This is a genomic window from Trinickia sp. (genome assembly GCF_051953955.1).
In the GTDB taxonomy this organism is placed as follows: domain Bacteria; phylum Pseudomonadota; class Gammaproteobacteria; order Burkholderiales; family Burkholderiaceae; genus Trinickia.
Genome location: NZ_JBQCIF010000040.1, coordinates 1 through 17,618, shown reverse-complemented (window position 1 = coordinate 17,618; position 17,618 = coordinate 1). Strand labels below are relative to the sequence as shown.

Genomic DNA, 17,618 nt, shown 5'->3' with positions numbered 1-17,618 from the left:
TATCGAGATGCGCCGCACGATCGGCCGATCCTCAGTTCGCGCCGGCAGGCGGCGTCGCGCCCGAACCCGCGTTCGTATAGTCGAACCGCGATGCCCCGCCTGTGCCGGACAACGTCGAGCCGAACGATTCCGGAATCTTACCGGTGAACGAGTTCATGTATCGCTGATAAGCCAGCGTCGCTTGCGCACCGGGCATCGGCAATGCGGGCGCGGCGGCTGCGTTCGTCCGCTGCAGCTCGAGCCAAGTCCGAGTCGCGCGGCCGATCTCGCCGGCTCGCGAATGCAATGGCTTTGCGGCGGCGTTCGCGTCAGCGTCAGCGCTCGCGCTCGCTTGGGCGTTGTCGTCGGCGTTCGCATCGGACGCCGCCCATGCGCAGGACAGCAAGAGGATCGCCGTCATTGCCGCCCGAAACATAGGACTGATGGCCCAATCATGATTCATGGTGTGTCTCCGTCCAACTCGTCAATCGTGGGTCAAGCGGCCTGGAATCGCGACGGTCGCCGATACGTCGCGCGACGACTGGCTGCTGCTCTTGTACGCACGCGCGGCAGCCGCGACCTTCTTGGCGTCGTCATGAACGGCGGTCCGCACGGCCGATGCAAACTGCTGCTCATCCATCAGCGCGCGCGCTTCTTTCGAATGTCCCTGCGCGAGCCACAGCAGCGCGATGTTCGATTGGATGCGGGCGCTGTGCGCGTCGAGTTCCGCCGCTTGCATCAATGGGACGCGAGCCCCGGCGACATCGCCCTCGCGCAGCCGCGCATACCCTAAGTCGGACAGCGTCGCCGCATCGGTCGGAGCGAGCGTAGCCGCTTGCGCCAGCTCGCTCGCCGCCTCGCGAAAATCGCCCTGCGCGCCGGCGAGCAAGCCGAGCCCGTGATAACCGCGCGCGGCGAGGGGCGTGGATAGCAGCGAACGATAGGCCTGCGCGCTTGCCGAAGGCTGTCCCGTTTCGCGCAGTGCTTGCGCACGCAACAACGTGGAGTCGGGCGTCGCGCCGTACTGCTCCTCGTAGGCATCGATATGCGCCAGCGACGCATAAAACAGACCTTGACGCTGCATCCGATCGATCAGCGCCAGGTACATGCCCGGCGTATCGGGCTGCGGTGCCTTCTCGGCCGCGGCCTGCGCCGCCATGCGTTCGGCCTGCGCGCCCGCGCCGTAGCCCGATTCCTTGAATGCGCAGGCGCCGCACGCGCCCGCGAGCACGAGCGCGCATACGAGGCGAAGCAACGATCGCGTCGGGTGGTCTCGTCTCATCGTCGGCTCTCTCATCGCATCTTCCTTTCGTGGTTCGTTGCCGTTCATCGATGCACGGCGAGCGATCGGATGACCGCCAGCAAACCGGGCCCCGCCGTCACGATCAACAGCGCCGGCAGCAACGTCACGACCATCACGCCCGTCATCTTGACCGTCAGTTGTCCTATCTTTTCGCGCAACCGTGCGCGCCTCGCCTCGCGCAAGCGGTCGCCGAACTGCTTGAGCGGTTCCTGCACCGCCCCGCCGTGACGATCGACTTGAATCATCAAGCGCACCACGGCCCGCAAATCCTCATTGTCGAAACTCGTCGCCAAGCGTTGCAGCGATTGCTCGCGCGTGCGCCCCGCCGCGAATTGGCGCTGCGCCAGTTCCAATTCACCCGCGAGCACCGGCAGCATCGCGCGGAAATCGCCCACCGTGACCTGCAGGCTCTGGTCGAGCGACAGACCGACGCCTTGCAGCAAACGCAGCAGATCGACGAGCACCGGCATTTCGTCGGCCACCGCGCTGCGCCGCATCGCGGCCCGCCGTCCCAGCAAGCGCTTCGGAAGCATGAAGCCGAGCGTGAACATCGCGACGACGAACACCATGCGATATGCGCTCGGTACATGGGCACCCCAGAGCCAGATGGCGACCGGCGGTGCGATCAGCGCGCAAACGACGCGCGACAGCAGAAAGAAGCCGCGCGCGTCGACATCCACGAAGCCGCACTGCTCGAGCAGGCGTCTGTCTTCGGCGGCCACCACCTGCTTGCCGAGCGGCGTTTCGAGCCAGCGTGCGCCGGCCTGGCCGCAGCGCGCGCGCCAGGCCGCCAGGCGACCCGCGAACGTCGCGGGCGGTTTCGCGGCGGGCTGCTGATGCGCACCGCCCGCGTCGCGCAGCGGTTCGGCTCCGGCGGGCACCATATAGCGCGCCTGCGGAACTGCGCCGCTCAGCGACGCGGAGGCGGCGAGGGACGCGCCCGCCGCCCTGCGGTCGAGCGCCTGTTCGAGCGCACGGGCACCGCGGCGCGCGGCCGCTATCCGTCCGATCGCCTCGCAGGCGATCAGTAGGCATCCGAGTGCGCCCAGGCCGAGCGCACATGCAACGAGTCGATCGATCTGCATCGCTCAAGCCCTCAACTTCGTCATTCGGTAAAGCAGATAACCGCCGGCGGCTTGCAACGAGAACGAGAGATAAATGAGGCGGCGGCCGTCCGCATCGCCCAACATCGCTTCGAAGTATCGGGGATTCGTCGCGATCAAAGCGCCGCCGATCAACAGCGGCAGCGCGATGAGCACCCACGCCGACAGCCGCGTCTCCGCGGACATCGCCGAGAGTTCCCGCTCCGCCTGTTCGAGGTCGCGCATGAAAGCCGACATCCGCTCCAGCATGACGTCGGCGCGTCCCCCATATTTGACGGACAACCGCAACACTGCTCCGACGAATTCGAACTCGCGCGTTCGGTACACGGTCGCGACGTGCGCCAGCGCGCGATCGATCTCGACCCCGGCGCGCATCATTCGCGATACGTGATCGAGACATTCGCGCAACGGCGCCTCGGTCGTCTGCAACGCGGCTTGGAATGCCGCCGGCACGCTATTGCCGAGCGTGACGAGCCGCACGATGCCATCTAGAAACGTCGGTATCTGCCTGACGATGGCCAAACGGCGCCGTTGCGAGCGGGCTGTCACCAGCAAGGCGGCCACCGCGGCAACGGCAATGACCGCCGCACAGGCGGCCACGACGCCCGCGTGGGCACCGATCCATAGGATGCCGAGCGCCGCCGCCGCGAGCCCGAGCGCCAACATCTTGCCCAGGCCATCCAGCCCGGCGCGCGCTGCGAGGTGCTCGACCATCTGCGGCCAATGCAGACGGCGCGCCGGACGTTCGCCCTGCATTCCGGATACGGCAGCCCCGCCGCCGTGCATCGGCGCGGCACCGAGCGCGGGCGCCGCCGCATGCCCACTCACCGCGCGCGTGCCTGCAAAAGCGGAGACGCCCCGATCCTTCGAGGCCGGCACCACACCTGGCGCAGCAACGCGGCGCTCAACGAAACGCTGAGCCGTCGCCCGCCGCTGCGCGCGCAGGCCGCGCTCCCAGAGCAGCAGCGCGAGGGCGCCGCACAGCAAGGCGAGTGCCGCGACGACCGCAACGTCCCTAGACACGGAAGCCACCTCGCGAAAAGCCATCGTCGAAACCTGCGCCGAGTTGGCTCCTGAAGCGCGCGAGCTTGGGCGAATGCGGATGGATGCCGAGCGAGGTCCAATGGTCGACTTCCTCGCCGTCCGCGTTGACGAGCGGCTCGTACCGATAGAGCTCCTGCGTCGCGATGATCGTATCGGACAAGCCCGTCACTTCGGTGATCGACAGGATGCGCCGCCGTCCGTTCGAGAGCCGGCCGATCTGCACGATGAAGTCGATCGCATTCGCGATCTGCCTGCGCAGGCTCGATTCGGTGCCTTGGAACCCCGCGAAGCCCGCCAGCATTTCGAGCCGATAGAGGCACTCGCGCGGCGAGCTCGCATGTACGGTGCCCATCGAGCCGTCATGCCCCGTGTTCATCGCTTGCAGCATCTCGAGCACTTCTCCGCCCCGGACTTCCCCGACGATGATCCGATCGGGACGCATTCGCAGCGTATTGCGCAGCAGGTCGCGAATCGTCACGAGCCCTGAACCGTCGAAGCCGCCGGGCCGGCTCTCGAGCCGAACGACGTGCGGATGATTGAGCGAGAGCTCGGCCGTATCCTCGATCGTCACGACGCGTTCGGACTCGGGAATGTGAAACGCGAGCGCGTTGAGCAGCGAAGTCTTGCCCGAGCTCGTGCCGCCCGAGACGAGCACGTTGCAACGCGCCGCGACGGCGGCGTCCAGCAGCACCCCGATCTCTTCGCTGTAGGTGCCGTTCGCCAGCAGATCGGAAGGGCGCAACGGGTCCTTCCGGAACTTCCGGATCGAAACGACCGGCCCATCGATCGAGAGCGGCTCGATCACCACGTTCACGCGGCCCCCGTCGGGCAGCCGCGCATCGACCATCGGATTGGATTCGTCGAGGCGCCGTCCGATCGGTGCGAGGATGCGCCGCACGATTCTGAGCAAGTGCGCGTTGTCGGCGAATCGCACGGGCATCTTCGTCAAGATGCCGTGGCGCGACACGTAGACGTCGCGGTAGCCATTGACGAGGATGTCCTCGACGGCCGGGTCGCCCAGCAAATCTTCGATGGGCCCGAAGCCGGCCAACTCTTTCGTCAGCGCCTCGGCAATGAGCCGCACTTCGCTCTCGTTGATCGGAATCCGGCGCAAGCGCACGAAGCTGTCCATTTCCAGATCGACGAACTGGTTGATCGCGGCGCGCGACCATCGGCCGAACTCCGCCCCGAGTTCCTCGATGCGCGTGAGCAGATGCTCGTGCGCGGCGTTCTTGATGTCCTGGAACTGCTGCGTATGCGCGAACGAAGAGGCATCGTCGGCAAATTCGATTTCGTTTGCCATCGTCTATGATCGCTTCGGTAGAAAGTGAGTGAATCGCTTGAGCCGCGCGAACACCACCGCTTCGCCACGCGCGGCGGCCCCGCTGTCGGCGCCTTCGTCGTCGATCGGCGCAAGACGCTGAGCGAGCGCATCGACCGCGCGCACGTAGGGATCGCGCTCGGCGACGTCCGCCAGCAGCTTGCCTTGATTGGCCGCTTGCGCAAGCGGCACGCGCCGCGAAGGCAGCGTCGCGACGAGCGGCAGCGCGAGCCGCGCCGCAATCTGCTCGCTCGACAACCCTAGCCGCGCATCGTATTTGGTGACGACGATGCCGATGCGTCCCGTGTCGAACTGCGCCGCGGCAAGCTCGCGCAGCAAATCGACGGCCGATACGATCGACGCGATCGCCGGATCGCAAACGAGCCAGACTTCATCGGCTGCCTGCGCGACGTGTGCGACGAACTCGTGATTCGAAAACCCGCCGAGGTCGACGATTTGCTGATCGAAAAAAGCGCGCAGGCGGTTGAGGAGCGCAACGGCCGATGCATACGATATCGTGCGCAGCGCCGATAGATCGGGCGCAAGCGTCGTCAACGCGAGGCCGCTGCCGTGATGCGCGAGCGCCGTATGAATGAACGTCTCGTCGAAGCGGCGAAGGTTGCGAACCGCTTCGACGAAATCGAAATCGCTGCGCGTATCGAGGTAGAGCATGCCGTCGCCCGCGGGCAGCCCCAAATCGACGAGCGCTGCCTGCCGCCCCGCCGCCTTGCCGCGCCTTTGCGCAAGCACGCCGAGGTGCGCCGCCAGCGTGGACACTCCGACACCGACGCGTGCGCCGAGCAACACCGTGAGGCGCCCGTGGCGGGCCGGAAGTTGCGCGACGTTCTCGAGCGCTTCGCGCGTGATGCGTGCCGCCTCTTGCGGGTCACCCGCGAGATCGACGAAGTCGCGCACTCCCGCGCGCAGCGCGGCGATCGCCCCTTCCGGCTCGCCAGCGTTCCCACGGCGATGACGGGCACTTGCGGCGACGATGTGCGCACGGCCTGCACGGCTCGCGCCGCCGCATCGACTAGGGCTCCTGAGAAATCCACGAAGACGAGCGACGGACGCAGGGCCGCGATACGTTGCGAAAGCACGGCCGGTTCGTGCGTCGAGGCTTCGACCGTGCCATTCGCCGCGAGCGCATCGGCCAGCCATCGAACGTTGGCCTCAGCGTTGGACGCGAACACGAAGTGGTCGACGATCGCTCGTTCTCGTTCTCGTTCTCCTTCATTCGAGGTTTGCGCTCTTGCGTTCATGCAGCTCCCATCGTCTTCTTCTTTTGAGGGGTTCACGCGAAATGCTCGCCCGAGTCACCGCGAGAAGCCCGGCCCGGCATCGCGCGATAGCGCACCGCCCAGGTACGATCGCCATACGGGGCCGTCACGTTGCTCCGCCTGCTCGCCCGGCGTGGAGGGCAGCGGCGCATCTTTCGCCAGCGGCGAGACGAGATGCGGCGTGACGACGATCACGAGCTCCTTGTCGTTTTGCTGATAGTTCAACTGCTTGAAGAACGTGCCGATGACAGGCAGATCGCCGAGCAGCGGCACCTTGCTGACGTTCGACAGCGTTTCGCGGTCGATGAGCCCGCCGATGACGAAACTCTCGCCGTCACCGAGTTCGACCGTCGTATCGGTCCGCCGTGTGGTGATTGCCGGCACCGATACGCCGTTGATCGTCACGGCATTCTGAAAGTCGAGTTGACTGGCCTCGGGCGCGACCTTCAGCGCGATGCGGCGCGGGCTCAACACCGTCGGCGTCAGCGTCAGTCCGACGCCATACGGCTTGTACTCGATCGACGTCGTGCCGAGCGCCTGCGGCACGGGCACCGGAATCTCGCCGCCCGCGAGAAAGCTCGCGCTTTGCCCTGACAGCGCCACGAGCGTCGGCTCGGCGAGCACGCGTGCGAGGTTGTTGCTTTCCATGAGGCTCAGATCGGCGAACAGGCCCCGCCCTGCTGAATTGAGCACTAGATTGAATGCCGACGCGATCGGCGTGTTGGCAGCAAGTTGGAAGTTCGACGTGCCGCCGCCGGAAACCGAGTTCAAGCCGGACGGCGCGAAGGTCCCGAACGAGAACCCGTTGGTCTGCTTGAACAGATTCAGGCCCGCTTGTTTGAGCACGGTGCGGCTGAACTCGACGACCCGCACGTCGACTTGCACGACACTGCGCGTGGCCACCGTCGATTCGTCGACGATCGAACCTGCGTCACCGCCGGTGCGCTTGCCATCGCGCGTTTGTGCCGCACTGCCGCGCCCGTCGCCGCGCGGGGCGCTGCCACGGGCGCCGGCGCCAGCGCGGGACGCGTTGGCCGCATTGGCCGCCAGCGTCGCGAGATCGATGCCGCGCTGATGCGTCTCCATCGTCGGCGTGCTGCCCGAAACGACGACGTCGCCGCCATAGGTCTCGACGCGCGGCGTCGAGCGATCGGCCAGCGTCGCTGCCGCACCCGGCTCGACGTCGAGCGAAAGCGTTTGCGGTGTTGCGCGGCCTCGCTCCCACAGCATCAGATTCGTCGTTCCCGGCGCCTTGCCGACGACGAGCACCCCTCCCCGCCCATCGCCGTCGCGAATTACGAGCACGTCCGCCACGCTCGGATCGCCGACGGCCACGCGCACGAGCCGTCGCCCCGGCTCGACCTGGCGCTGCTCGCCCACGGCAAGCACCACCGCAGGCGCTCGTTCGGCCTGCGACGCGCGATCGCGACCGTGCGCTTGCTCGCTCGCCGCCTGCGCCACCCGCTGAAGCCCTCCAAAAACGAGCGCGGCACAGCACATCCATGCCCAGCCCATCGCGGTCCACTTCGCTCCTGCTGCTTTGTTTGCCATGTTTTAAATGGCCCTCGCCGTAGGCCTTTTTAGTGTTTTTGCCGAGTTCGCCTCGCCTCACCGCGGCCTCGCGGCACGCATCGCATCGACTCGCATCGGTTCAATCGCTGACTGTCTGCGCGTGCCCTCCTCGTATCACTTCGATGCCCGGTCCCGCATAGGTTCGATTCGAGCGTGCCCGTGCAGAGGCAGGTGCCGGCCTAGGAGCGACCTCGCCCGATAACTCGCTCAACGAAACGCCCGCCGCCGCTTGCATGGAAGCCTTGTCGCCACCGCTCGCCGTGCGCGCGTTCACGCGCATCGTTCCGAGCGGCGCCACGCTCTCGTTCGGATCGATCACGCCCTGATCGCGCGGATTGCGCAGCGCCAACAACACGTGGCCGGCGCTGTCGGCCAATGCGAGCCGATCGACGTCCGCCGTCGGCACGGCCAAAACGGCCGTGCGCGCCCCCGCGCCGAACTGCGACGGCGTGCCGGCAGCCGATGCCGTTCCGCCGAACGCGAGTACGCGCACGCGCGAGAGCAGCAAGCGCGTCTGAGATCGCGCGATCTCCGCATTGCCGCCGATTGCTGCCGCATCACGTTTGAGCGTCATGAAGACATCGACGAAATTGCCGGGCCGCACACGGTTGCCGACGGAGCTCGCATCGTCGACATGGATCGCGACGGCGCGCTCGCCGGGCGCGACCTGCTCGGCGAAACCCGACGACAGTTGCGCCTCGAGCACCGGTGTGTTGGCGCCGATATCCGAAAGCGGCACACGCTGCGCCACGAGCGCCGTATCGGAGAATGCACCGGTGGGACGCACAGGCAGCATGACGACGCGCAGGTCATCGCTTCCGATGGCCGTACCCGCAAGCAACGGATGCGTGGCGACGACGACGGGAAACGTCGTCGTCGCCGCGACCGCTTTCGCCACCGGAGCGGCCGGCGCCGGACGACGGCTCAGCGTAAAAGCATAGAGCCCGAGCATCAGCGCCGCTGCGATCAACGCGACGGCCGCGACCTTCGTTACGTTCAGATGCCTCATGCTCTCACCCTCGTCAACCAGCAACTGCCCACAATCGGCCTTCAGGCCCGGGGTCCCGGCTCGCCACCCCAAAAGGCGGGGTTTCAAACCGGTTACGATGAACGAACGCGCATCACAGCAAGTTCTCCGGATCGACTTGCACCGTCGCGACGCTCGACAACGTTTGCGGCAAAGCCAAGCTCATCAGGGGCAGTGTCGGCACGATCGGATGATCCGCATAGTCGTAAGTCAGCGTGACCTGCACACACGACATCGCGCTGTCGTAGCTACAGTTTTGCGCCTGCGCGGCGCACTGCGCGTATGCGCGAAGCCACCCCGCCGCCTGGCTCGCCACGCTGCACGCATTGCTGCCGCGGGCTGACAACGCGGCCGCCACGCTCGTCGCGCTTTGATAGTTCAGTGCCGCGCGCGCACCCTCCTCGGCGGCCAGCGTGAGACTTTGCTGGGCGACGAACAAGACGCTGTAAGTGACGATGCCGTACAGCACCACGAACAACAGCGGAAACACGAGCGCGAATTCGACCGCCGCGCTGCCGGCAGATGGCGTGCGCACGCGAGGCGGGCGTCCCGCGCGCTTCAATGCACCGCTCCTTGCAGCAACCGGCCGAGCAAATGCAGCGATCCCGCGCCGACGAGCAGCGCAGCATAGGGCGTTGCGCGACGCGCCCCGATCGCGAACGTGGGCTGGGCGTTGCGCCACGGCGTCCACGCCCCCGCGCCGACACCAGCACCAGCACCGGCATCACGTAATCCGATGCGCTCGATCACGATGAGCGTCAGCGCATGCACGGCTGCGGCGATGCTCGCCACGATCCATAGCCCGAGCAATGCATCGGATCCGCACCAGGCCCCCAGCATGGCGAACACCTTCACGTCCGCCGCACCCATGACGCCGAGCAAGTAAAACGGCAGCAACGCAGCGAAGCCGGCGACAAAGCCTAGCGCGGCTTGCACCGGCGTCACGGCGAACGGCGACCCATGCGAGACGGCGCAGGCAAACGCCGCCGCGCCCCCGGCAATCACGAGCCCATTCGCGATACGTCGATCGCGGCAATCGCACCAAGCGACAACCGCGGACCAAGCGATAAATAAAGCGGTTCCGAGCGGCATGCTTATATTGGATAGCGTGGATAAGAATGAACCAATCCCGGCCGATTGCAAATGCAATCAGCACAGGTAGACGCCTAAAATCAAGTAGTAAACCGGCTTTATTAAGATTTGTTACAAATCGACGATCACATGGCACCGACGACGGCAGTGAACACCGTTGCTATTTTTCCGGTGACATCGCCGATCGCGGCGGCAACAGCGACCGCCATCAGGCCGGCAATGATCGCGTATTCAATGGCGGTGACGCCGTGGTCTTCACTCAAGAAACGCTTGATGAGCTTGTGCATGATGCCCTCGAAAAGTCATGGACGTCGTACGGGACCGACACGGATGCCAAGCAACACAACGAAAAGCCGGAGCAAGCCATCCTTGCCCGACTCAGTGTGCTTCGTCAGTTGCTTCGCCGATGTGCCGCTCGCCCGCAATACGACTCTGGCAGTACGTTTTTAGGATGACCCCGCAAAAGATCGATCGATAGCGTCCTCCAGTGCTTATCGGCGTTGTTTTTTTGTTTATAGCCGCCGCGAGTTGACGATGCATTTTCGCTACACGGCGACTCTACCCTCATCGACGGCGTCTTGTGATCTCTTTCGACTTAGGGCTTACGATAGGTTTAGATTAGGTCTACTAATTTTTCAAGGTCGGCGGTTGATATCGCGTTACGGCCCGGCCGGTAACAGAAAGCCTGGATCGTTACGTTACATCGTGCCTTGAGCAGGCCCGCACGCACTTTCCCTCCATTGCATTGTCCGTCCGTCACGCATGGAGATCCCGGCGAGTTGCCCTTATTCCATCGGCGCGTACGCGCAAGTTCGGCCGTTGGGGCCGGCTTTTAGAGTCAAGTCCATGCCGCGTTGGCATGGCCATTGCAGAGCTTGCGCCCGCAACTAATCCGATAAACCCAAATGCGAGGGGCAGCAATGAATGAAAAAATGCGCGACGGGGTACTGCACAAGACCTGGATCGCCGTGGCAGCGGCAACGACGGTTGCACTGGCGGCTTGCGGCGGCTCCGGCTCGTTGAGCCAAGGGCTCGGGTCCGGCAGCGGCGCCGGGGGAGCGATTGCCTCGGACGGCGGCGCGTCCGGCGGCGGATCGGGCACGGGCGGCAGCGGCGGGGATGGCGGGCAGATCAGCGGTGGAGGCACCGGCGGTGGAGGCACGACGACACCCACCGCCAACGCCATCGGCCAAGCGCTCGGGAGCGACGGCAACGTCGTGAGCGCGACGGGGGCAACCGTCTCGAGCGTGGGTACGGCAATCGGTGCCCAGACGCTGCCCGGCACGAACCCGCAAACGACGCAGGCCGCGGGGGCCATCGTGCAAGACGTGGGCGCGGCCGTATCGACGCTCGGCAACGGTGTTTCGCAAGGCCTCGGTCAGTTGGGCGCAACGAGCGATCCGGTGGGCACCACGGTCGCGAGTGCGGGCCCAGCGGTGAGCCAACTGGGCAATGCCGTGACGAGCGCCGGCTCGCTCGTCACGAGTCTCGGTGCCGCCGGCCCCCTCTCCCCGCTCGCTCCGGCCACGGGACCGCTCGGCAGTGCCGTCGGCACGCTCGGCAACGCGATCTCCGGCGGTGGCTCGACGCTCGGCGGCGCGCTTACAGGCAGCGCCGTGCAGCAAGTCACGCAACCCCTCAGTTCCGCGATCACGCCGATCACCGCCATGCTCGCGTCGACGACGCAGACCCTCGGTGCGACGAGCGGTGCCGGGCCGCAAGTCGCGGGGCTGCTGGGGACCCTTGCCGGCGGCCTCAATCAAGCTGGCAGCACCGTCACGTCCACTGGCGGCAATCCGATCGCGGGCGGAATCGGCAACGTGCTGACGTCGAGCGGCACCGCCGCGACGTCGGCCGGCGGTCTCGTCGCGGGCGGCAGCGCAGCGGGCGGCGGCAACCCGCTCGCGCCGCTCACCGGTGCGCTGTCGGGGCTTGCCGGCGGCGCGGGGGGCCTCTCGAGCACCAGCCCCCTCGCGCCCGTCACGGGCCTGACATCGACCGTGGCCGGCGCGCTCGGCGCCACGAGCGGCGGAAGCACGAGCACGACGAATCCGCTCGCCCCCGTCGCGGGACTGCTCACGACCATGACGAGCGCACTCACGAGTAGCGGCACCAGCAGCGGCGCAACCACCGGCTCCAATCCGTTGACGGGGCTGTCGTCGCTCGCAAGCGGACTCACCGGCTCACTGGCAAAGAAATAAGCCACCACCACGAGGAGGACAACATCATGTCCAAGAAGCACAATCGATCGATCATCGAGGCAGCCCGCACCAACGCAACGACGCTGCGTGCGCCGTTCACGGCATTTGCCGTGGCCTATCTGCTGTCGGCCTGCGGCGGCAGCGAACTGACGCCTCCGATCGCTCAAGCGGGAGGCGGCACCGTAACGCCGACTCCTTCCCCGACCACGACGACCAATGCAACGTCCGGCGCGCTGACGACGCTCGGCTCGACGGCCGGCGACCTCGGGGGCATGGTCTCGTCGACGTCGGCGCCAGGCGTGAACCCCGCAGTCACACAAGGCGCGGGCAGCACCGTGTCCGCGACGGGCGGCGTCATCGATGCGGCCGCCAACGCACTCAGCAGCGGCCTTGGCCAAACCGGCTCGACCCCGGACCCGGTCGGCACGACCGCGGCCGGGCTCGGTTCGACCGTCGGCGCAACGAGCGGCGTCATCGCAGGCGTCGCCTCGACGGTCGATGCGCTCGGCACGGGCCAGCTCTCGCCGCTGGCTCCCGTGACGACGCCGCTCGCCGGCGCACTCGATACCGTCGCCAACGGCGTGAGTGCCGGCGGGCAGGTCCTCGCGGGCCAACTGTCCTCGCCGGCCGTGCAGCAGGTCACGCAGCCGCTGAGTTCGGCCGTCACCCCGCTCGTCATCACGCTCGGTCAGCAAACGCAGAACGTCGGCACGACGACCGGGATCGGCCAGCCCGTAGCCGGGCTGCTCGGCCAGATCGGCGGCGCCGTTCAAAACGCCGGCGCGCAAGTAGCCGGCAGTTCGACGAACCCGTTGGCCGCCGACGTAGGGGCCCTCGTATCGAGCGTCGGCAATACCGTCACGAATGCCGGCGGCCTCGTCGATCCGAACGGCCCCAACGGCACGGCCCCGATCCCCGGCCTCATCACGAGCCTCGTCGGCAGCTCGACCGTGAGCGTGCAAGACGGCGCGCCGTCGAGCGGTGCCGGCGGCAGCGGCCCGCTCGCTTCGTTGACCGGTGCGCTCGGCACGGCCGGCGGCGGCAGCACCAGCCCGCTTGCCCCGCTGACGAACGCATTGGGCTCCCTCGGCACCGCCGTGGGCAGTGCCGCGCCATCGACGGGTTCGTCCACGGGCAGCGCGACGTCGCTGCTCGGCGGCGGCCTTCCGCTCGTCGGCAAGTTGCCGTGAGCGCCGGGGCCTCGCACGCGCGCTAAGCCACGGGCCAGCGTACGGGCCCTCGGCTGCGCTGGAACCAGCCCAGCGCGACCCGACCGGCCCCACGCCGGCACAAGCGGCCCAAAGCGGCCCAAAGCGGCCCCAAGCGGCCCCAAGCGGCCCCGAAAAAGAGAACGAGAGGCGATCGCAATGAGCGCGCCCCGACAATCGGCCAACGAGGACTATTTGATGATTAGGACTACCAACCAATGGTTGTGGCTGGCCGTCGCCGCGGCGACGGCCAATCCGGCATTCGCGCAAACGAGGCCGCCCGCGAGCGGCAACCCACTGGGTGCCCTACCGCAAATTCAAACGCCGAGCCGTGCCCCGAGCGTCAGCGTGCACATCCAATCGAACGCCGAACAGCTTCAGCAATTGCTCGGCACGCATCTGACGCCGAGCAAGGTGCAGATCGACGGCGTCAAGACCATAGCCTTCCCGGAGGTGGCCCGGCACTTCTCGCCATTCGTCGGCAAGGACGTCACGATCGGCCAACTCGTCGCCGCGGCGGACGAGGTCACGCGGCTTTACCAGGCGCGCGGCTATGCGCTCTCGTTCGCCTTCATCCCGGCTCAAGCGTTCGCCGGCGGCGTCGTGCACGTCACGGTCGTGGAAGGCTACGTGTCCAGCATCAAAATCAAGGGGAACCCCGGCGGGACCGAGCGCAAGATCCGCGAAATCGCCGACCACATCCGCAACGAACGCCCGCTCAAACGCGCCACGTTCGAACGCTACGTCAACGCGCTCGGGCTGTTGCCGGGCGTCAAGATCGCCGCCACGGTACAGCCGCCGACCACGACCGACGGCGCCACGGCTCTCGATCTGAGCGTCGAGCGCAAGCCGTTCAACGTCGCTACGGGCATCGACTTCCATCATCCGGGAGTGCAAGGGCTCGTCACGGTGACGGAGAACGGCCTCGCCTCGCTCGGCGAGAACCTGAGCGTCTCCACCCTCGTGCCCAAGGGCCGCGACAATCAAACGTATTTCGCGGCAAACGGCGCGCTTCCGATCGGCAGTGAGGGACTCGTCGCGAAGCTGAACGCGTCGCACTATCACGGCAATCCCGTCGACAACCCGGGCCTGCCCTCCTATGTGAAACGCACTGTCGTCAACGACAAGCTCGGTCTCGCGGCGGCCTACCCGCTCTATCTGAGCAACGCGCGCAGCCTGCTCGGCACGCTCTCGGCCTACGCCTCGCATGATGAGAACAGCTACCAAAACACGCAGACGGGCGCCACGATTTCGTTGCGCTCGCAAGTACGCGTCGTGCAGATGCAGCTCGACTATGCCGACACGCGCGCCGGCCAGACACGGCGCGCAAGCCTTAACGTCGCCAAGGCGTTCGATTTGCTCGGTGCCTCGAAAGCCGGCGAGACGAACATCCCCGGCGTGGTCGAGACGAACCCGGCCTCGCTCACGTTCATCCGTACGGGGGCGAGCTTTTCGCAAACGAACGATTGGCCGTTCAAGATCGGCACGGCGATTGCACTGACGGGCCAGTACAGCGCCGATTCCCTGCCCACCTCCGAGCAAATCGCATTCGGCGCCCAGCGGTTCGCGCTCGGCTACGAGCCGGGGGAAGCCTCGGGCGACTCGGGCTTCGGCGCATCGTTCGAAGTCAATCGCGCGATCCCGGTTGCTTCGCACTACTTACAAACGTTCACGCCTTACGCGGCGGTAGACATGGCGCGCGTCTATCTGCACACGGGCACGACGCCGCCGAGCAAGCTCGCCTCGGTGGCGCTCGGGTTCCGCGTGACGGACAACAAGCACTACAGCCTCGATTTATCGATCGCCAAGGCCGTGGGGGACGCGCCGATCGAAAGCCCGTCGCGCAGCCCGCGGCTCAACGCGACGTTCTCGTATCAGCTTTACTGAGATTCATCGAATGCCGGCCACGCCCTTCATGCACCGTTTCGACCGCTTCCGATTAGAGCTACCACTATCAATCGAGGGCGGCATTTCGCGCGTATCCTGGGCGAATTCATAGAAGGCGCAACGCGTTCGGGCTCGCTCCGATTCGCCGCAGCGCATCGAACGACAGACGATTGTTCAACAGGAGGAAGACATGACGCACTTCTCGCATTCCGCCAAGACGGCCACATGGAACGCCGTCAAACGCGCCACGGTGGCGGGCGCCCTGCTGGCTGCGGCAGCGGCCGCATTCGCGCAAGGGACGGATACGCCCGTCGGCGTGTGGCAAACGATCGACGACAACACGCATCAACCGAAAGCACTCGTTCAGATTTCGCAAAGCGACGACGGCATGCTGACGGGCAAGGTCATCAAGGGGCTCGATCCGAAGGAGAAGCCGGGCAAGCTCTGCACGGCCTGCACCGACGAGCGCAAGGATCAGCCGATCCTCGGCATGACGATCATCAAGAGCATGAAGCAGGACGGCGACAAGTGGGATGGCGGCAACATCCTCGATCCCGAGAACGGCAAGGTCTACAAGTGCAACATGCACCTCGAGGATGGTGGACAAAAGCTCGTCGTGCGAGGCTACATCGGCATTTCGCTGCTCGGCCGCTCGCAAACGTGGATCCGCCAGGACTCGTCGCAAGCGAAGAATTGACGATCGCCCGACGACACGACGAGGCTTCGGCCGGCGACGACGCGCCGGCCTGCCGCTATGCCGCGCGGCGCAACGAAGCCAAGTAAGTCAGTGTCGGCACGTTGACCGTCACGAATGGCGGTGGAACGGGCTTGCGCGGCTGTGCCGGCTTCTTCGCGCGCATGCGGGCTTTGATCGTTTCGCAAAGCGCCAGCCCGGCTTCACCGTACAGGCATGCCAGCACTTGCTTGAAGATGCCCGCCGCGTACCACGCGGCAAAACGACGGTGACAGGTTTGGTACGGCGGGTAGCGCTTCGGTATCGAAGCCCAGGCCGCGTTGCTGTAGATGACCCATAGCACGCCATTGAGCACTGCGCGCGTATCGGTCAATGGACGTCCCCGAACTCGGTGCCCACGGGCGCTGAGTTCAGGAAAGAGCGGTACGATGCGCTCCCATTGTTCGTCCGTGATATCGCTATACGGGGTCATCCGCGCCTCCTTCTCAAAAACGAGGAAAAGGCACGATATGCTCCGTGCTACGCGATGCCTATCGGAATAGTCCGAAAGTACATCGCCCGGCACGCGAAACGCCGCTACGCCAGCGTCGCATCGACGATCCTGCGCGGCGTTTCGAGATACTCCTTCGATTGCATTTCGACCAGGCGCGAAACCGTCCGGCTGAACTCGTTCGCCATCGGCCCTTCGACATAGAGGTCTTCGGCGCGTACGGCTGCCGACATCAGCAGCTTCACCTTGTGGTCGTAAAAGACATCGACGAGCCAAGTGAAGCGGCGCGCCTCGGATGCCATGCGCGGCGACATTTGCGGCACGTCCGAGAGGATGACCGTGTGAAAGCGCGTGGCGAGTTCGAGATAGTCATTCTGCGAACGCGGTCCGCCGCACAGCGTGGCGAAGTCGAACCAGACGACGCCATCGGCACGCCGCAGTGCCTTCAGCTCGCGTTTTTCGATATGGAGAATGGGGCTCTCGTCGGGCACCGCGGCCAATTGCGCATACGCCGAGCGCAGGGCACGGTCGGCCTGCGCACCGAGCGGCGTGTGATAGACGCTGACCTGAGCGAGCGTGCGTTGCCGGTAATCGATGCCGGCATCGACGTTGAGCACGTCGAGCTTCGACTTGAGGAGCTCGATCGCAGGCAGCATGCGATCGCGATGCAAGCCGTCCGGGTAGAGCGTGTCGGGATCGTAGTTCGACGTCATCACGAATTGCACCCCGTTCATGAAGAGCCGATCGAGCAAACGATAGAGGATCATCGCATCCGCGATGTCCGAGACATGAAACTCGTCGAAGCAGATGAGGCGATAGCGCTTCGCGATGCGCCGCGCGAGCTCGTCGAGCGGGTCTGCCTGGCCCTTCAGTTCCTCGAGCATGCGATGCACTTCGCGCATGAACTCGTGGAAATGAATCCGGGTTTTGCGCTGCACGGGCACGATGGCGTAGAAGCTGTCCATCAGGAAGCTCTTGCCGCGCCCCACACCGCCCCACATGTAGACGCCGCGCGGCAACTCGGGACGCACGAGAAACTTCTTGAGCGCGTTCGAGCGGCGCGCCTTGTACGCGACCCACTCTTCATAGCACTGTTGAAGACGCGCGACCGCCGCGAGCTGCGCCTCGTCCGATTGATAACCCCGCGTGCGCAGTTCGTTTTCGTAGTATTCGGTGACGTTCATTGTGTTGCTGCAAAAAGAAAGGCGGGAGGGAATGAACCCGCCCGCCTTGTGATGCCGGAATTGCCAGTGCGTTCAGTCAGGCGTGCGCGATTACATGTTCAGCGCGCGCTTGTCCACGGCGAGCGCCGCTTCGCGCATGACTTCCGACAGCGACGGGTGCGGATGGCAGATGCGGCCGATGTCTTCCGACGCCGCCTTGAATTCCATCGCCACCACGGCTTCTGCGATCAGATCCG

17 protein-coding genes and 1 pseudogene are annotated in these 17,618 nt (G+C 65.9%); 4 read left to right on the top strand and 14 right to left on the bottom strand.

Annotated elements, in window-relative coordinates; translation table 11 throughout:
- Nucleotides 1-31 precede the first annotated feature (31 nt).
- The 11 genes and pseudogenes from ACTHNZ_RS08030 to ACTHNZ_RS07980 form a co-directional block, all read right to left on the bottom strand.
- The gene (locus ACTHNZ_RS08030) at nucleotides 32-442 is read right to left on the bottom strand and encodes a DUF3613 domain-containing protein (RefSeq protein WP_440541968.1); all 411 of its coding nucleotides are present in this window, start codon (nucleotides 440-442) and stop codon (nucleotides 32-34) included.
- A gap of 21 nt (nucleotides 443-463) precedes the next feature.
- Nucleotides 464-1,261 carry a pilus assembly protein gene (locus ACTHNZ_RS08025; RefSeq protein WP_440541981.1) on the bottom strand — a complete coding sequence of 266 codons (798 nt, stop codon included), beginning with the start codon at nucleotides 1,259-1,261 and terminating at the stop codon, nucleotides 464-466.
- Between the two features lie 44 nt (nucleotides 1,262-1,305).
- Entirely contained in the window at nucleotides 1,306-2,367 is a 1,062-nt protein-coding gene (locus ACTHNZ_RS08020) for a type II secretion system F family protein (RefSeq protein ID WP_440541967.1), read from the bottom strand.
- 3 nt (nucleotides 2,368-2,370) lie between these two features.
- On the bottom strand, nucleotides 2,371-3,432 hold the full coding sequence (locus ACTHNZ_RS08015) for a type II secretion system F family protein (RefSeq protein WP_440541966.1): 1,062 nt from the start codon (nucleotides 3,430-3,432) through the stop codon (nucleotides 2,371-2,373).
- On the bottom strand, nucleotides 3,401-4,732 hold the full coding sequence (locus tag ACTHNZ_RS08010) for a CpaF family protein (RefSeq protein WP_440541965.1): 1,332 nt from the start codon (nucleotides 4,730-4,732) through the stop codon (nucleotides 3,401-3,403). The genes ACTHNZ_RS08015 and ACTHNZ_RS08010 overlap by 32 nt, the downstream gene beginning before the upstream one ends.
- Nucleotides 4,733-4,735: 3 nt before the next feature.
- Nucleotides 4,736-6,009 (bottom strand): annotated as a pseudogene (locus ACTHNZ_RS08005) (fimbrial protein).
- A 54-nt stretch (nucleotides 6,010-6,063) separates the two neighbouring features.
- Nucleotides 6,064-7,578, bottom strand: coding sequence for a type II and III secretion system protein family protein (locus tag ACTHNZ_RS08000; protein ID WP_440541964.1), 1,515 nt, complete (start codon nucleotides 7,576-7,578; stop codon nucleotides 6,064-6,066).
- A 100-nt stretch (nucleotides 7,579-7,678) separates the two neighbouring features.
- Nucleotides 7,679-8,608 carry a Flp pilus assembly protein CpaB gene (gene cpaB / locus ACTHNZ_RS07995; RefSeq protein ID WP_440541963.1) on the bottom strand — a complete coding sequence of 310 codons (930 nt, stop codon included), beginning with the start codon at nucleotides 8,606-8,608 and terminating at the stop codon, nucleotides 7,679-7,681.
- A 112-nt stretch (nucleotides 8,609-8,720) separates the two neighbouring features.
- Nucleotides 8,721-9,188: a TadE/TadG family type IV pilus assembly protein gene (locus ACTHNZ_RS07990; protein WP_440541962.1), complete on the bottom strand. Its 468-nt coding sequence runs from the start codon at nucleotides 9,186-9,188 to the stop codon at nucleotides 8,721-8,723.
- A complete protein-coding gene (locus ACTHNZ_RS07985) occupies nucleotides 9,185-9,718 on the bottom strand; it encodes an A24 family peptidase (protein WP_440541961.1) in 534 nt (177 codons plus the stop codon). The genes ACTHNZ_RS07990 and ACTHNZ_RS07985 overlap by 4 nt, the downstream gene beginning before the upstream one ends.
- A 125-nt stretch (nucleotides 9,719-9,843) precedes the next feature.
- A complete protein-coding gene (locus ACTHNZ_RS07980; protein ID WP_440541960.1) occupies nucleotides 9,844-10,005 on the bottom strand; it encodes a Flp family type IVb pilin in 162 nt (53 codons plus the stop codon).
- Between the two features lie 633 nt (nucleotides 10,006-10,638).
- Here ACTHNZ_RS07980 and ACTHNZ_RS07975 point away from each other — a divergent pair.
- The 4 genes from ACTHNZ_RS07975 to ACTHNZ_RS07960 all read left to right on the top strand — a co-directional run bounded on the left by ACTHNZ_RS07975 (nucleotide 10,639) and on the right by ACTHNZ_RS07960 (nucleotide 15,711).
- Nucleotides 10,639-11,919, top strand: coding sequence for a collagen-like triple helix repeat-containing protein (locus tag ACTHNZ_RS07975; RefSeq protein WP_440541959.1), 1,281 nt, complete (start codon nucleotides 10,639-10,641; stop codon nucleotides 11,917-11,919).
- A gap of 26 nt (nucleotides 11,920-11,945) precedes the next feature.
- On the top strand, nucleotides 11,946-13,109 hold the full coding sequence (locus ACTHNZ_RS07970) for a collagen-like triple helix repeat-containing protein (protein ID WP_440541958.1): 1,164 nt from the start codon (nucleotides 11,946-11,948) through the stop codon (nucleotides 13,107-13,109).
- Between the two features lie 216 nt (nucleotides 13,110-13,325).
- A complete protein-coding gene (locus ACTHNZ_RS07965) occupies nucleotides 13,326-15,014 on the top strand; it encodes a ShlB/FhaC/HecB family hemolysin secretion/activation protein (protein ID WP_440541980.1) in 1,689 nt (562 codons plus the stop codon).
- 190 nt (nucleotides 15,015-15,204) lie between these two features.
- On the top strand, nucleotides 15,205-15,711 hold the full coding sequence (locus ACTHNZ_RS07960) for a DUF2147 domain-containing protein (RefSeq protein ID WP_440541957.1): 507 nt from the start codon (nucleotides 15,205-15,207) through the stop codon (nucleotides 15,709-15,711).
- Nucleotides 15,712-15,766: 55 nt separating this feature from the next.
- On the opposite strand, the gene ACTHNZ_RS07955 is transcribed toward ACTHNZ_RS07960, so the two are convergent.
- The 3 genes from ACTHNZ_RS07955 to ACTHNZ_RS07945 form a co-directional block, all read right to left on the bottom strand.
- A complete protein-coding gene (locus ACTHNZ_RS07955; RefSeq protein ID WP_440541956.1) occupies nucleotides 15,767-16,180 on the bottom strand; it encodes a transposase in 414 nt (137 codons plus the stop codon).
- A 104-nt stretch (nucleotides 16,181-16,284) separates the two neighbouring features.
- Entirely contained in the window at nucleotides 16,285-17,382 is a 1,098-nt protein-coding gene (gene zapE, locus ACTHNZ_RS07950; RefSeq protein ID WP_440541955.1) for a cell division protein ZapE, read from the bottom strand.
- Between the two features lie 90 nt (nucleotides 17,383-17,472).
- On the bottom strand, nucleotides 17,473-17,618 hold a 146-nt coding region (locus ACTHNZ_RS07945; protein WP_440541979.1), incomplete at its 5' end, for a hypothetical protein.

Bases quoted from the DNA above. Each gene is read 5' to 3' on its own strand.
- ACTHNZ_RS07980 (WP_440541960.1), bottom strand. From the start codon at position 10,005: ATGCACAAGCTCATCAAGCGTTTCTTGAGTGAAGACCACGGCGTCACC.
- ACTHNZ_RS07970 (WP_440541958.1), top strand. From the start codon at position 11,946: ATGTCCAAGAAGCACAATCGATCGATCATCGAGGCAGCCCGCACCAAC.
- ACTHNZ_RS07985 (WP_440541961.1), bottom strand. From the start codon at position 9,718: ATGCCGCTCGGAACCGCTTTATTTATCGCTTGGTCCGCGGTTGTCGCT.
- ACTHNZ_RS07965 (WP_440541980.1), top strand. From the start codon at position 13,326: ATGATTAGGACTACCAACCAATGGTTGTGGCTGGCCGTCGCCGCGGCG.
- ACTHNZ_RS07960 (WP_440541957.1), top strand. From the start codon at position 15,205: ATGACGCACTTCTCGCATTCCGCCAAGACGGCCACATGGAACGCCGTC.
- ACTHNZ_RS07975 (WP_440541959.1), top strand. From the start codon at position 10,639: ATGAATGAAAAAATGCGCGACGGGGTACTGCACAAGACCTGGATCGCC.
- ACTHNZ_RS07955 (WP_440541956.1), bottom strand. From the start codon at position 16,180: ATGACCCCGTATAGCGATATCACGGACGAACAATGGGAGCGCATCGTA.
- ACTHNZ_RS08010 (WP_440541965.1), bottom strand. From the start codon at position 4,732: ATGGCAAACGAAATCGAATTTGCCGACGATGCCTCTTCGTTCGCGCAT.
- zapE (WP_440541955.1), bottom strand. From the start codon at position 17,382: ATGAACGTCACCGAATACTACGAAAACGAACTGCGCACGCGGGGTTAT.
- ACTHNZ_RS08000 (WP_440541964.1), bottom strand. From the start codon at position 7,578: ATGGCAAACAAAGCAGCAGGAGCGAAGTGGACCGCGATGGGCTGGGCA.
- ACTHNZ_RS08030 (WP_440541968.1), bottom strand. From the start codon at position 442: ATGAATCATGATTGGGCCATCAGTCCTATGTTTCGGGCGGCAATGACG.
- ACTHNZ_RS08025 (WP_440541981.1), bottom strand. From the start codon at position 1,261: ATGAGACGAGACCACCCGACGCGATCGTTGCTTCGCCTCGTATGCGCG.
- ACTHNZ_RS08015 (WP_440541966.1), bottom strand. From the start codon at position 3,432: ATGGCTTTTCGCGAGGTGGCTTCCGTGTCTAGGGACGTTGCGGTCGTC.
- cpaB (WP_440541963.1), bottom strand. From the start codon at position 8,608: ATGAGGCATCTGAACGTAACGAAGGTCGCGGCCGTCGCGTTGATCGCA.
- ACTHNZ_RS08020 (WP_440541967.1), bottom strand. From the start codon at position 2,367: ATGCAGATCGATCGACTCGTTGCATGTGCGCTCGGCCTGGGCGCACTC.